This is a genomic window from Arthrobacter sulfonylureivorans, from assembly GCF_047607445.1.
Lineage (GTDB): Bacteria > Actinomycetota > Actinomycetes > Actinomycetales > Micrococcaceae > Crystallibacter > Crystallibacter sulfonylureivorans_A.
Genome location: NZ_JBLKRT010000021.1, coordinates 20110 through 32490 on the forward strand (window position 1 = coordinate 20110; position 12381 = coordinate 32490).

Sequence of the window (12381 nt, forward strand, 5' to 3'; positions counted from 1 at the left end):
ATGAGCAGGGTCCACCGTAGTTCCGCTCGGAAGCGTGGGCAGCGCCTGTGGGTGCTGCTGCGTCCCGTCCTGACCGGCGTGGCCTTGCTGGTGGTTTTCTACGCGATTCCGCTCGACCGCAAAGGCTCCATCCTTGCGCTTCTCATCGGCATTGGTGCGCTGACACTACTGGTTGCGTGGCAAATACGGGCGGTGACGACGTCGCCGTCACCGCGACTGCGGGCCGCGGAGTCGTTGGCCACGTCGATTCCGCTCTACATTGTCCTCTTCGCCAGTTCGCACGCCACCATGTCCTATTGGGACCCGAACGCCTTCTCGGAGCCGCTAGACCGAACGGACTCCCTGTACTTCACCATCACCACATTGGCCACGGTGGGATATGGCGACATCGTCCCGGTATCGCAGGCGGCGCGGATTGCCGTCACCGTGCAGATGGTCACCGGGCTGGTCCTGCTGGGCCTGGTGATCAAGATGTTCGTGGGTGCGGTGGATGTGGGCCTCCGGAACGCCGCGGACAGGCCCGCCGCCCAGGATGAGGCCGAACGGCTAGCGCCCGGCCATCAACACGACGGCGGCCCTGCCGAAACTGGCGGGCCAGAAGCCGGCATCGGCGGATCCGCCGGACCTGAGGGGCCCGAACCCGGTACTGGCGGACCCGCCATCGGCGGGCCCGCCAGCAGGTGACGGCCAGGCCTTAGTTACCAGTCGGCGCCAGGGTTCGCCGGTGCAGTACCAGGGCTCGCTGCCGCTCCGCCGGACGCACTCGGCTGATCAAGTTTGAGTGCCCGCGCTTTGACGTGTTCGAACTCTTGCTGGTTGATCGCGCCAGAGTCCAGCAGTTCCTTGGCTTTTGCTATCTCTGCAGTCGGACTTGAGCCAGCCACTCCGCGGATATAAGACTCGGTGTCCATGCGCATCGCCTGCGACGCCGCGTGGCTGCGCTCGGCCATTCCCCTGCCACGTGCGATCAGATAGATCAGTGACGTCAGGAAGGGCAGGAAAAGCAGGAAGATCAGCCATACCGCCTTCAGCCACCCGTTCAGGGACCTGTCACGGAACAGGTCAGTGATGATTCCGAAGAGCACGAAGAGGTAGGCGATGAAAGCGAACGCCCAGAAGAACCACCAGATAGTGTCCCAAAACGATTCCCCGAAGTTCATGGCACCCACCTCCGATTTCCCGGTACCACCGCACCGGATAGCCTAGAGCCCTTCCAGAACGTGGGCGCAGTCTACAACCTCACCGGGCAGAGCCGTCAAGACCTCGCCACGTGGGGGCCACCGGAGTTGCGGGAGCTGTAGGAGCATCAGGGGAGGCAGTTCCCCGTGCTCAGGCCGGTCCGGCGACTAGTCCTGCCGCCGCCAGTCATCGGCAGTGCACGGAAAGCCGGGCCGTCCCGGTTAGTGTGGGGTGGGTGGAAGCCCAGATTCTTGCGACCGTTGTTTGCGGTCTGCTCATCGCCGTCGGAATTGCCGGCATCGTCGTGCCCGTTTTGCCCGGTACCATCACCATCGGCATCAGTTTGCTGGTCTGGGCCATTGCCCTGCAAAACATGGTGGGCTGGGTGGTCTTCGCCATCGGCATGGTGTTCGTGGCCGCCGGCATGCTGGCCAGCCTGGTGCTCACCGGGCGGCGGCTGAAGCAGCGACAGGTGCCCAACTGGTCCATCCTGGTCGCCGTGGTGGCGGGCGTCGTCGGGATGTTTGTGATTCCCGTGGTGGGTCTGTTCATCGGGTTCGCGGCCGGGCTGCTGCTCAGTGAATTCGCACGACGGCGGCACTTCGGCCAGGCGGTCGAGGCCAGCTGGGCAGCGCTCAAGGCGGTGGGCCTCGGCATGCTGGTGGAGCTGGGCTGCGCCTTCGCAGCCGGGGCGGTCTGGGTCATCGGCGTGCTGGTGCAGTTTGTCTAGAGGTCAGTCCTGTTGGAGCAGTCCGGTGGTCCGGTAGGGGATCACTTCGCGTAGGAACATCTGCGTGGACGTGCGCGTGATGCCGGGACAGAACCGGATCTCTTCGCTCACCCGGTACAGGTCGTCCGGGCTGTGCGCCACCACGCGGATCAGCAGGTCGGTGTCGCCAGCCGGGGCATGGCATTCGAGCACTTCCGGAATCTTGCGCAGGGCGTCGACTGCATCGTTGAGCTTGCTCTGGTCCAGCTCGGCGCTGACCATGGCCATGACGCCGCGGTCCAACGCCTCGGGCAGCACCCGGGCCGAGTGGGTGCGCAGGCATCCCGAAGCGGCAAGGCGTTCCAGCCTGGAGTGAACGGTTCCGCGCGCCAAGCCAAGCCGCTGCGCCAGCATCATCACCGGGACGCGCGGGTCCTCGTCCAGGGCAAGCAGGATCCGCCGGTCGGTGGCATCCAGTTGCTGCAAATTGACCACTTCCTGTCGCTCGGGTGACCTCTGCTTGAACAGTCTGATCAAGTATAAGGCGGCCCCTTGCGCGGATTGTAGGCATGCTGGTGGAATAACTATCAGATCGGGCGAAGCCACAAGCCGCAGCCCGTTGAGGTGCACAGTCCATGCTCACGACGCAGGGCAGTGTTTGCGGGCCCGCGAAGCCCGGACCTTGTTGTTCACACAGCCGAAGACCCCTGCCAGTCCGTATTCCGGACCGCCAGGGGTCTCGCTGGTTAAGGGGTCTGCTGAGGAGGACTTTTCAGCGCCGGACTAGGCTGCATCCGCCGGAGTGTCGCCCTCGCTGGGCGGGAGAGCGCCCCGTTTCTCCTTTGGCTGGAAGAAGCGTTTGGAGCCCAGGAACAGGACGATGGCCAGGCCCACGGTCACCACGATGAACGAGAGTGTGGTGTTTCCGGACATGAAACTCCGGGTGATGCTGTAGATCAAGGTGAACAGGCTGCCAAGCATGATGCCGTTGGCCAACACCCGGTTGCGCTTCTCGACCAGCAGGCTCAGGCCGAGCAGGGCGACGGATGAGATCAGCGTCATCGTGGTGACGTTGCGGTTGTAGGTTTCGTACGCGTCGTCGTACGCGCGGTAGGCAGCGTCGTACTTCTCCTGCAGTTCCCGCTGCTGCGCCAGCTCTTCGGCCGTTGGGTCTGACTTCTGGAAGACCTGCTCCTGCGGAAACTGCGGCATCTCCGGCGGCGCATAAAACGTGCGGATGCCCAACCCAACAAAGAGCGCGATGATGACCCCCAGGAAGACCGTGTAGACGGCCTTGAGAACTTTGTTGTCCATGGCGTGAGTCTATGGGGCGGTTTTGTCCCGCCGGCGGGGACGCCAGTGAACGCTGCACATTCGTTATCAGCGTGGGTAAACCGCGGGGGTCTCTGTTGTGCTGCCCGCCACGGAGGTGTGTCTGGCTCGCAACACTGCATCCCGTCAGCTTTGCGATCGCCCCGCCGCAGACTTATGATCAAACGCAGTGGCACGGGGCTTTAGCTCAGTTGGTAGAGCGTTTCGTTCGCAATGAAAAGGTCAGGGGTTCGATTCCCCTAAGCTCCACTGAAGACGCGGGTCTTCCGGGGGTCCGGCTTGCAAAAAACACACTTTCCACACACTTTGGCAGTGATGAGGGCATCGAGGCCACCATTGCGCTTGTCGTCATGTCGCCAGAATAGAGCGCAGAACGACCTCCCTCAAAGAGACCCGCCGGTCTTAGGGGCCGCTTGTAGCCACTCCCAGAGTTTCACCATTTCAGAGACCCAGCGTGGGTCATGTCGCTGTCGTCGAAGCTACCGCAGCGTCTGGCCAAGGTATCGGACCACCGCGCCGTGGTGGACCGGTTGGCGCGCATGACACTGGCCCCCTGACCCTGTGCGCCGCACCAGATCATAGGGGGGAACTGCGCAGCACTATGCGGAAGGTGCTGGGAAGCAGTGTGCCACGGATAGGTGGGTGGATCGAGCGACCTTCACCCGGTGCGCAAAACCTACCATGCTGTGCTGCTGCCCCAGTCGGCCGTCTTACTCTTCGTATCAGAGCCATTGCGCCAGATGCCAGCCGTCCTCGCCCGGATGTATACGCAGTTCCAAGGTCCGCAGCGGTGAAGTTGAGGCGGACCGTACCTGCAGGCGCCAGAATTCGATGTAGACAATGTGGTCCTGCCCGCGCCCGGTGGGCAGGTTGGATTCCCACCAATTCCACCCGGCAAGCTGTCCTGATTGCTCGGTGTTAGCAAAAGACGGCTGGAGGATCCGGTGTGCTGGGTTCCTCGTACGAGTTCCCCCGTATCGGAGCTGATCTCAGTGGCGCTGCTTTCAGTGAGGGAGAGCCTCTAAAACGATCATCGCCGGCATTGTAGCTATGCTCCGGCAAGCGGACATGCAGGTGACAGAAAGTAGCAGTGATGACAGTGGGGTAGTGTATCTCTTTCTCGGCGCGTGCAGGGCGTCCAGCTCTGCTCCCGGGAAACCGCAGCCACATGCAACACGGCGGTCGTCATTTGACAGCGCACCGCCCGGCCGCATCCACGTGCGGACTTTTTACGAATCGCAGCCAAGATCTCTAAGGACCACGATGTCATGGTCGGAAGAGGTTGAATGCGACGACTACCAGACTGATGGCCAGCATGACATTGGCGACCAGCACCTTGCGCGTTACCGTTGCGGTGGTGGCAGAAGCCGTGTTCGATTCGGAGCCGGAAGCGTTGGTTTGCGCGAGACTTACAGCCAAAGCAACGCGAGGTGGGGAAACCATCACTGCCGCGGACGCTGCGACGTTTAGGATGCCTAACACCTGCACTGCGTCAACGCCTAATTCGTTGGCGGCGTCGCTAAAGCCGGCAGCGAACATGGCGGCCGAGGCAGAATTTGACCCGGTGATGTAGCCCCCGAGGAATCCAGCAACGGGTGCCAGCATAATGAACTCGGAACCGAGGCCGGCAGCTGCGTTAGCAAGCTGAGCGCTCATGCCGTTCATTGAGAGGAGAGCGCCGAAAGCCAGGAAGAGCGTGGTCGTGAGGGCTACTGGTATTCCACGAGCAAATCCAGCCCTTAGTGCTCCTGGCAGGTCAGCCCTGCGCATTCCCAGAAGGGCGGGGCTCGCAGCGACTGTGAGCGTCAGCCAGAATGCAGGTCCGGACGCTACATCAAGGAGAGTGTTTACTGGTACTGCTTTAACGACAAGGCTCATTGCGAACAGCCCGGAGCAGAGAAAAAGATAAGGGGCTAAGGCTCGGACAACAGGTACCCCCATGCGGATAGGGCTCCGATGCCGCCACTTGGCCCCCGCCAAGATGGTCAGCATAGCCGTCATCGACGAGAAGACGCCGGCCAGCGGCGGGCCGAGAAAATGGTTCGTGGCGATAAGCACTGCCCACATGAGGAGAACCGTGAGCAGAGTCTCCGTTGCCATGGCTAGCGCCTTGGCTCTGCCGACACCCACAAGGAGCATCGCCGCTGCCATGATGAGAAGGCACGGTAATGACAGGAGGGCTGTCCAAACTCCCTGCTCAACAAAATCAGTTCCACCCAGCTGCGACATGATAAGAATGCCTGGGGCCAACGAACCCCAGGGCCCAAGCAGTATGCCCAGGAGCCCGATGGTAGCGGATACCCGCACGGAGTAGCCGATCCGCACAAGCAGCGGAACGGAAATGATAACTCCCAACCCCCACCCGATTATCGCTTCAGCAAAGGGCGCCACACCAAGGCCTATCATTAGCATTGCCCGGTTCGGTTCATGGGCGGCGGTACTGAGCCACTGAGCGAGAGCGTGTTGGGATCCTGCTGCATTAAGCATTTCCGCCAGCAGGATCCCCGCCAGTATGATCACGATGACTGTGACGGTTGTGGCTCCGAGTGAAGGTCCGATTTGCGACGCGGCGTGTAAATCGATGGGAAACGATGTCAGGGTCAGCACGCCCGTTACGCTCAGTGCGATAAGTGCGGAGCGAAAGGCGCCGACTCGAAAGGCCAACAAGACGGCCACCAAGACTATGGGCGAGACCGCCGCAAGTGTGTTGATAGCTTGCATAAGAAACCTGCCCAATCTACGGGTGGAAGACGGCACCTGGAAGGAGTTACCGAAGAGTCGGCGACAACTGTCCGCTGCTAGAGCAGGTGCTGCTTGGACGCCGCTCTCGTGAACACGAGGCCGTCCTTCTCAATATGAGTCAGATCTCAAAGTCGGCGGTGGCTAAGTGCTCTTTGACCGGTCCTGAAACGTCAAGCACAGCCTGGTGCTTGGGATGGTTGCTGTAGGTTGCGAGATCGTCAAGGCTGTCAAAGTCCGCAACGAGACCCACGTCGTATGACGAAGCTGCTTGGAGAATGTCCACCCCGATGCTCATGGAGCGGATTTGATCAATGTGGTTCGGCAGGTCAGCGACCATGTCGATCCAAGCCAAGCGCTGCGCTTCAGTGAATTCGGGTTTGAAGCGAAATACGGCTACGTGCCGAATCATTTCTAGATCCTTAAATTTTCGAGGTCAATGAGACTAGTGCCCGAATTCGTCTGAGTCGAGTCTGGCCGGGGCGCCGGTGTCGAGTGCGGTAATGGAGTCCATTTCGATTTCACTGAGCTCGAAATCAAAAATGTTCAGGTTCTCTTGCTGGCGAGTCTGGTTGGCTGACTTCGGTACCGGGACGAGTCCCTGTTGGATATGCCAGCGGAGCACGACTTGGCTAGGAGTCTTTTGGTGCTTCTTAGCAGCGTCCATGACACTCGGCGAGGACAAGAATGATCCGCCGCGGCCAAGCGGGCTGTAAGAGGCGGTGACGATTCCGTGCTGCTTATGGAATTCCTGCTCGACAGACCACACATGTTCAGGGTCCAGTTGGATTTGATTGACAGCGGGGGTCAGGCCAGCTTCCAGCAAGCGCCGCAGATGGGCCGGCTTGAAGTTCGACGTGCCGAAAGCGCGGATTTTACCGGCGTCCAGCAGTTCCTTCAGTCCCTGGGCAGCCTCCATGTATCTGTTTTGATGGGGATTGGGCCAGTGCACAAGGAACAGATCGATGTAGTCAACGCCCAAGCGGGATGCCGCGGCGTCGAAAGCGTGCTTGACTTCTTCGACACCGTGCCATTTCTTGTTGAATTTGCTAGTGATGAAGATGTCTTCGCGTTCCAAGCCGCTGCGGCGAATGCCCTCGCCCACGCCGGCCTCGTTCTCATAGTTTTCTGCCGTATCAATGTGCCGGTACCCCAAGGCCAAGGCATTTTCGACGGCAACTGCCGACTCTGTGTTGTCCATGGGCCAAGTTCCAAGACCGATCATGGGTAGCTGGACTCCACCACGCAGTTCCAAGGTGGGGGCAATACCGGGCATGTTTCTCCTTAGCAGTGATTAGGCCAAAACTAAAAGATCAGGATGTGGCCGAGAGCTTGGACATGTGTGTGATGGCCAGCTGATAGCCGTGAGGGCCGGCGCCGGCGATGATGGCTGTTGCGGCTTTCGACACGTAAGAGAGGTGCCGAAACGCCTCACGTCGGTGGATGTTGGTGATGTGCACTTCGATGACAGGCAGGTCGGAGGCAAGCAGCGCATCCAGGATGGCTATCGAGGTCGATGTGAATCCAGCAGGGTTCAGAATAATTCCGTCTGCGGATTCGCGGGCCTCCTGAATCCAGTCGATGATTTGGCCCTCGTGGTTGCTTTGGCGGAAGTCGATGGCAACGTCGAGACTTTGAGCGGTCTCACGGCAGAGCTCTTCGATGTCAGCGAGGGTTGTCGTCCCGTAGGTCTGCGGTTCCCGAACGCCGAGCAGGTTCAGATTCGGGCCGTTCAAAATCATGATCTTGGGCCGTGCGGCAGGAGTTGCAATCATATGGATCGGTAACCTTCCCGGTTTCGGAGGAATCTCGGTGGCAATAACTAGGAACTGTCACCAGCAAACTAGCACATTTTTGGAACGCCGTTCTAAGAATGTGCGAACTAGGGGTACGGCGCCAATGGAACGCCGTTCCAACAGTGATAGCATCGTAATAAAATTTGTCCAGTGCCCAGCGTGAGCTTGAACCGGACACTCACCGGACCGCAGCGGCGGAAAAGCTTGTATCGGTATGTCACCGCACCGGCACGAAAGGAGAACAAGCTATGTCCATGGCGTTGTCTCGAGGTTTGCAAACCTTGGAAATCATGGCCGGCCAAGTGGAGGGGTTGCCACTCAATGAGATCGTGGTGCAACTCGGCTTGCCCAAGAGTGCAGCCCACCGAACGCTGACGGAGCTGGTTGATCTGGGCTACCTCCGCCAAGACCACCCGCAAGGCAACTACGTGCTCAGCATGAAGGTGGTGTCAATAGCACAGCGGCATCTGGCACAGATTCCTCTTGTCGATCTCGCCAAGCCGTTCTTGGACCGCCTCGCTGCCAGTTCAGGCGAGCTTTCCCGCCTGAGTATCGTCGATGGGGCCTCTTTGGTGTGGGTAGCGAAGACTCAGGGCGCGAAATCTGCACTCCGCTATGACCCGGACGCGGGCCAGGAGGTAAAGCTTTCGTGCAGTGCGAGCGGGTTGGCTTGGCTCTCAACCCTCAGTGACGAAGAGGCAATAGCCCTGGTGGAGTTGCAAGGGTACGCGGACTCAGACTCATATGGACCAGCGGCTCCCAGAAATGCAGAAGAATACCTGCGGGAGCTAAACGTGGCGCGGGAGCGCGGCTATGGCTACGTCAGCGACAGTTTCGAGCCGGGCGTATCAGCCGTCGCCGTGCCAATTGTTCCCGTGGGCGCAGGCAAAGCCGCCGGCGTACTCAATCTTTGCGGGCCCAGTGTAAGGCTCACTGCAGAGCGCAGTGAGGAGTTCGTGCCCGAACTTAAGCAGGCAGCAGCCGAGCTGGCGCTGCTCTTCAACGATCAAACAAGTGCCCAGGGGGCTGTTTTCGAAGCGACGGGGAAATCGTGAGGCATACAGAGCGCGAACTTGAACTGGCGGGAGCCGACCAGCTTGATGTTGATGCTGTAGTCGTCGGGACAGGTCTGGCCGGACTCACGGCCGCTACGACGTTGATCCAAGCCGGACTCAGCGTAGCCGTTTTGGAAAAAGAACAGGCACCGTCCGGGAGCACGCCGATGAGCGGGGGATGGTTCGCCTTCTCAGGAACAGACGAACAGGCACGCGACAGCGTGCAGGATTCAGCGGAATTGTTCGTCAAGGATATGTTGAAGGGGTCTGGCGGGAAGGCAGATGAAGCACTCCTGGAAGCATATGTGAGCCATCAGATGGCAGCGTACCGATGGCTCAAAGGGCTTGTGCCGAATATCGGTGTGCTGAAAATCAGTTCCGGTCAATCCGTTCCCCGCAGCCATCAAACAGACATTCATGCCCTAACGGCTCGCCTGCGCGAACAAATTCAAATTGCCCCGCAGGCCACCATGCTCTTTAATCACCGGGCCGACCAGCTGATCATTGAATCGGGCGGTCGGGTGGCGGGAGTGAAGGCATCCTCACCAGCAGGAGAGATGGCAGTCACATCTCGTGGTGGCGTGGTATTGACAACCGGAGGTTTCAGCAGGGCTACCGACTTACTTGAGATCTTCGCCCCGAAGCAACTGGCCGGGATCCCGTACGGAGGCGCCGGCAATACCGGCGATGGGCTGAAGATGGCCTGGCGGGTCGGAGCAGGCTTTCGTGACATGGGTTATGTCTCGGGAACCTACGGCTCGCACCCCGAGACGAGGATTGAAGAACATGAACTCTTGACCGCCTTCTACATGGGCGCGATCGTCGTGAACATCCATGGAGAACGATTCATGGACGAGTCCGATTCCTATAAAGTCTTGGGAGATCAGTGCTTGGATCAGCCCAACGGCCTTGGGTTCCAGATATTCGACTCGGTGGTCCGGGCCAAGTCCCAGCCGGGCGTCCCCCTGTCTGACATCGGCCATCTGCAGGAGAAAGGCCGGCTGTTCGTTTCAGACACTTTGAGGGGTTTGGCCGAGCAATCTGGTTTGGATGCGACAACGCTGGAAGCGACAGTAGCCCGCTACAACCGTGTCGCCGCCGGTGAAACCGAGGACGAATTTGGCCGAAGCGGATTGTGCAATGGCGTGGGGACCTTGATACCGATAGCCGAGCCGCCTTTTTACGCCTACCCCGCCAAGACCCTCATGACCTCTACCTATGCAGGGCTGACAGTCACCCCGGAAGCCGAAGTGACGAGCATCGATGGTGGCATCATCCCCGGTCTGTATGCAGCAGGGGAGGTAGTCGGCGGCTTCCATGGCAGCGCCTACATGACCGGAACCGCGCTGGGCAAAGCCCTTATTTTCGGCCGAGTAGCAGCGCAAACCCTGAGGCGAAGCATGCAAGCTGCAGGCGCAAGAGAGATGCAGGCGAATTATTAGGCAATGCCTGGAACGTGAAGGCTTGACGTTTGTCTCCAAACATCGCTTCGCTTATTAATCAGTGGTACGGCGCTTGCCTTGGGGCAACAAACATGGGAGCCGCCGGGGCGGCCCATTCAGGTGCTCGTCCAGCCTTACCCGTCAGATACCGACGACGGACGATGGCGAAGTCAATAATAATGCTGCAACCATTTTTGGAATGGGGCAGAAACATGGCGTAGCTCAAGGATCCGCTGGAGCGGATCGGCATTGGGCGGGAGGGAAAGGATTTAGCCGTTCTTGCTCAGACGATACTGGGCGGAGAGGCGAACCGGGGCATTCGGTGCACCGTAGCCGTCATATCCTTGGCGGCGTTCGACGACCTCGAAGAAGACGCTGCCGACGGTTGCCGTGTAGAAATGGACGAACTCGCCCGCCTCGTCGCGGTCGTAGAGCAGGTTCAGTTCCTGCAGTGCGGCCAAGTACTCAGGTTCCAAGCGGAAGCGCGCCTGCAGGTCGGCATAGTAGTTCGCCGGAATCTCAAGGAACTCCAGGCCGGCGGCCACCGCGTTGCGGGCCAGTGTCATCACGTCTGAGCAGGCGAAGGCAATGTGCTGCGGGTAGGCGGACGCCGCCGATGGGCCCGGCCGCTCCATCACCAGTGGTGCGATGTTCAGCGCCAGGCGGACTTGGCCGTCGTTGGTGCGCATGACCTGGCTGCGCACCAGGCCGACGGGGCTGGGCACCTCGGTGGAGGGCCGCGGAGCGAGCGAGAGGGTGCTCTCGTAAAACAGCACGCTCTCGTCGAAGTGCTGCCATGGCTGCGCCAGGTTGACGTGGTCGATGCCGGTAATCAGCTCCTGGCCCGGCCCCGCGGCGGCGTCGCTGACGAATTCCTCCGTCCAGGCGGAGGTGCCGTCCTCGGTGGCTTCACACAGAAAAATCTCGGTGGTGTCCGGCGCCCTAACGGCCTGCAGGACTGCTTCGTTGGCTTGGCTCTGCCGCGGAACGGCCTCAGCCTTAAGCTGGAGTGCCCGCGAAGCTGCTACCAGCGGATCTTCGACGTCGAAGGCCAGCGCGGCAATGGTCGGTTCCAGTCCGCGGGCCTGTTGTTCGTTGACGATGATCCGGGCCCGGCCCTGGGTCCAAAGCTGCACCGGCTTGGTGCGGTGCCGGCCGCGGAAGGCGAAACCGAGTTGCCGCAGCAGCTGCTGGACCTGTTCGGTGTCCTCCGCCTTTACTTCGGCGAAATTGAAGCCAGTCGGTTCGGCGACCTGGGGCAGCGTCGCGAGCTCCATCGCAAACCTGGCGTCCGGTCCGTCGGTCTCCTGCAGATGGACGGAGGTCTGTTCTTCAAGCCAAATCAATGACCGCATGGCGTCCACGGCGGTGCGTTCCTCGTCGGCCTGCCGGAACACGTCGTTGAAGATCTCCAGCGAGACCGGCCCGTTGTAGCCGCTGCGGACCAGGTGGCCCATGAACTTGTCGAGTTCCCACGCGCCCTCGCCCGGGAAGACCCGGTAGTGCCGGCTCCAGGACAGGATGTCCATGCTCAGCTCCGGGGCATCGACCAACTGGACGAAGAAGATCTTCTCGGCCGGAATTTTCTCGATCGCGGCCGGGTCCCAGCCGCGGGACAGGATGTGGAAGCTGTCCAGGCAGGTGCCGATGTTCGGGTGAGCGGCCAAATCGACAATGCGCATGGCATGTTCGAAGTCGTTGACGAATCTTCCCCACGCCAGGGCTTCGTAGGCGATCCGGATCCCGTAGCCCGCGGCCAGGTCGCCGAGCTGGCGGAGCTGGGCGGCGGCCAGATCGTCGTCGTCATGAATGGCCGTCGCCACGTTGCTGCACAACAGCATCAGGTCCATGCCCAGCTCGTTCATCAGGCGGAACTTTGCCTCGGCACGGTACAGGTTGTCGGCCAGCAGCTCCTCGGTGACGCCTTCGAAGTCCCGGAACGGCTGGTAGAGATCCAGGGAGAGTCCCAGCTCCGCCGCCAGAGAACGGATTTCGCCCGGGCTGCAGGGGCAGACCAACAGGTCCTGTTCGAAGATCTCGATGCCGTCGAAGCCCGCATTCGCGCAGGCGTGCATCTTTTCTTCCAGCGTTCCGCTGAGGCAGACGGTGGCGATGGAGGTACGCAAAGG

At 60.6% G+C, this 12381-nt stretch carries 12 protein-coding genes and 1 tRNA gene; 5 read left to right on the forward strand and 8 right to left on the reverse strand.

Going from position 1 to position 12381, the window contains the following annotated elements; translation table 11 throughout:
* The gene (locus ACMX2H_RS11355; RefSeq protein ID WP_414960598.1) at window positions 1-684 is read left to right on the forward strand and encodes a potassium channel family protein; all 684 of its coding nucleotides are present in this window, start codon (window positions 1-3) and stop codon (window positions 682-684) included.
* Window positions 685-698: 14 nt separating this feature from the next.
* Here the strand turns inward: ACMX2H_RS11355 and ACMX2H_RS11360 are convergent, their stop codons facing one another.
* Window positions 699-1160 carry an SHOCT domain-containing protein gene (locus ACMX2H_RS11360; protein ID WP_414960599.1) on the reverse strand — a complete coding sequence of 154 codons (462 nt, stop codon included), beginning with the start codon at window positions 1158-1160 and terminating at the stop codon, window positions 699-701.
* Between the two features lie 254 nt (window positions 1161-1414).
* Between ACMX2H_RS11360 and ACMX2H_RS11365 the strand changes: the two genes are divergently transcribed.
* Window positions 1415-1909, forward strand: a complete 495-nt coding sequence (locus tag ACMX2H_RS11365) for a DUF456 domain-containing protein (protein WP_414960600.1) — start codon at window positions 1415-1417, stop codon at window positions 1907-1909.
* A gap of 3 nt (window positions 1910-1912) precedes the next feature.
* Here ACMX2H_RS11365 and ACMX2H_RS11370 read toward each other — a convergent pair whose 3' ends face one another.
* Window positions 1913-2374, reverse strand: coding sequence for an Lrp/AsnC family transcriptional regulator (locus tag ACMX2H_RS11370; protein ID WP_136786579.1), 462 nt, complete (start codon window positions 2372-2374; stop codon window positions 1913-1915).
* A 297-nt stretch (window positions 2375-2671) separates the two neighbouring features.
* Complete coding sequence (locus ACMX2H_RS11375) at window positions 2672-3202, reverse strand: hypothetical protein (protein WP_414960601.1); 531 nt, start codon at window positions 3200-3202, stop codon at window positions 2672-2674.
* Between the two features lie 194 nt (window positions 3203-3396).
* Here ACMX2H_RS11375 and ACMX2H_RS11380 point away from each other — a divergent pair.
* Window positions 3397-3469 (forward strand) — tRNA-Ala (locus ACMX2H_RS11380).
* Window positions 3470-4486: 1017 nt separating this feature from the next.
* Here the strand turns inward: ACMX2H_RS11380 and ACMX2H_RS11385 are convergent.
* From ACMX2H_RS11385 to aroQ, 4 genes are all read right to left on the reverse strand, one after another.
* A complete protein-coding gene (locus ACMX2H_RS11385; protein WP_414960602.1) occupies window positions 4487-5941 on the reverse strand; it encodes an L-lactate permease in 1455 nt (484 codons plus the stop codon).
* A 139-nt stretch (window positions 5942-6080) separates the two neighbouring features.
* Entirely contained in the window at window positions 6081-6371 is a 291-nt protein-coding gene (locus ACMX2H_RS11390) for a Dabb family protein (RefSeq protein WP_414960603.1), read from the reverse strand.
* Between the two features lie 33 nt (window positions 6372-6404).
* Window positions 6405-7235, reverse strand: a complete 831-nt coding sequence (locus ACMX2H_RS11395; RefSeq protein ID WP_414960604.1) for an aldo/keto reductase — start codon at window positions 7233-7235, stop codon at window positions 6405-6407.
* A 37-nt stretch (window positions 7236-7272) separates the two neighbouring features.
* Window positions 7273-7734 carry a type II 3-dehydroquinate dehydratase gene (aroQ, locus tag ACMX2H_RS11400; RefSeq protein WP_414960605.1) on the reverse strand — a complete coding sequence of 154 codons (462 nt, stop codon included), beginning with the start codon at window positions 7732-7734 and terminating at the stop codon, window positions 7273-7275.
* Window positions 7735-8003: 269 nt separating this feature from the next.
* On the opposite strand from aroQ, the gene ACMX2H_RS11405 reads away from it, so the two are divergent.
* Both ACMX2H_RS11405 and ACMX2H_RS11410 read left to right on the forward strand, forming a co-directional pair.
* On the forward strand, window positions 8004-8810 hold the full coding sequence (locus ACMX2H_RS11405; RefSeq protein ID WP_414960606.1) for an IclR family transcriptional regulator: 807 nt from the start codon (window positions 8004-8006) through the stop codon (window positions 8808-8810).
* Window positions 8807-10252 (forward strand): FAD-dependent oxidoreductase, encoded by a 1446-nt coding sequence (locus ACMX2H_RS11410; RefSeq protein WP_414960607.1) that lies wholly within the window; start codon window positions 8807-8809, stop codon window positions 10250-10252. Before ACMX2H_RS11405 ends, ACMX2H_RS11410 begins: the two co-directional genes overlap by 4 nt.
* 269 nt (window positions 10253-10521) lie before the next feature.
* Here the strand turns inward: ACMX2H_RS11410 and ACMX2H_RS11415 are convergent, their stop codons facing one another.
* Complete coding sequence (locus ACMX2H_RS11415) at window positions 10522-12378, reverse strand: bifunctional sugar phosphate isomerase/epimerase/4-hydroxyphenylpyruvate dioxygenase family protein (protein ID WP_414960608.1); 1857 nt, start codon at window positions 12376-12378, stop codon at window positions 10522-10524.
* Window positions 12379-12381: the final 3 nt, after the last annotated feature.

Bases quoted from the DNA above. Each gene is read 5' to 3' on its own strand.
- ACMX2H_RS11405 (WP_414960606.1), top strand. From the start codon at position 8,004: ATGTCCATGGCGTTGTCTCGAGGTTTGCAAACCTTGGAAATCATGGCC.
- ACMX2H_RS11375 (WP_414960601.1), bottom strand. From the start codon at position 3,202: ATGGACAACAAAGTTCTCAAGGCCGTCTACACGGTCTTCCTGGGGGTC.
- aroQ (WP_414960605.1), bottom strand. From the start codon at position 7,734: ATGATTGCAACTCCTGCCGCACGGCCCAAGATCATGATTTTGAACGGC.
- ACMX2H_RS11395 (WP_414960604.1), bottom strand. From the start codon at position 7,235: ATGCCCGGTATTGCCCCCACCTTGGAACTGCGTGGTGGAGTCCAGCTA.
- ACMX2H_RS11355 (WP_414960598.1), top strand. From the start codon at position 1: ATGAGCAGGGTCCACCGTAGTTCCGCTCGGAAGCGTGGGCAGCGCCTG.
- ACMX2H_RS11385 (WP_414960602.1), bottom strand. From the start codon at position 5,941: ATGCAAGCTATCAACACACTTGCGGCGGTCTCGCCCATAGTCTTGGTG.
- ACMX2H_RS11390 (WP_414960603.1), bottom strand. From the start codon at position 6,371: ATGATTCGGCACGTAGCCGTATTTCGCTTCAAACCCGAATTCACTGAA.
- ACMX2H_RS11360 (WP_414960599.1), bottom strand. From the start codon at position 1,160: ATGAACTTCGGGGAATCGTTTTGGGACACTATCTGGTGGTTCTTCTGG.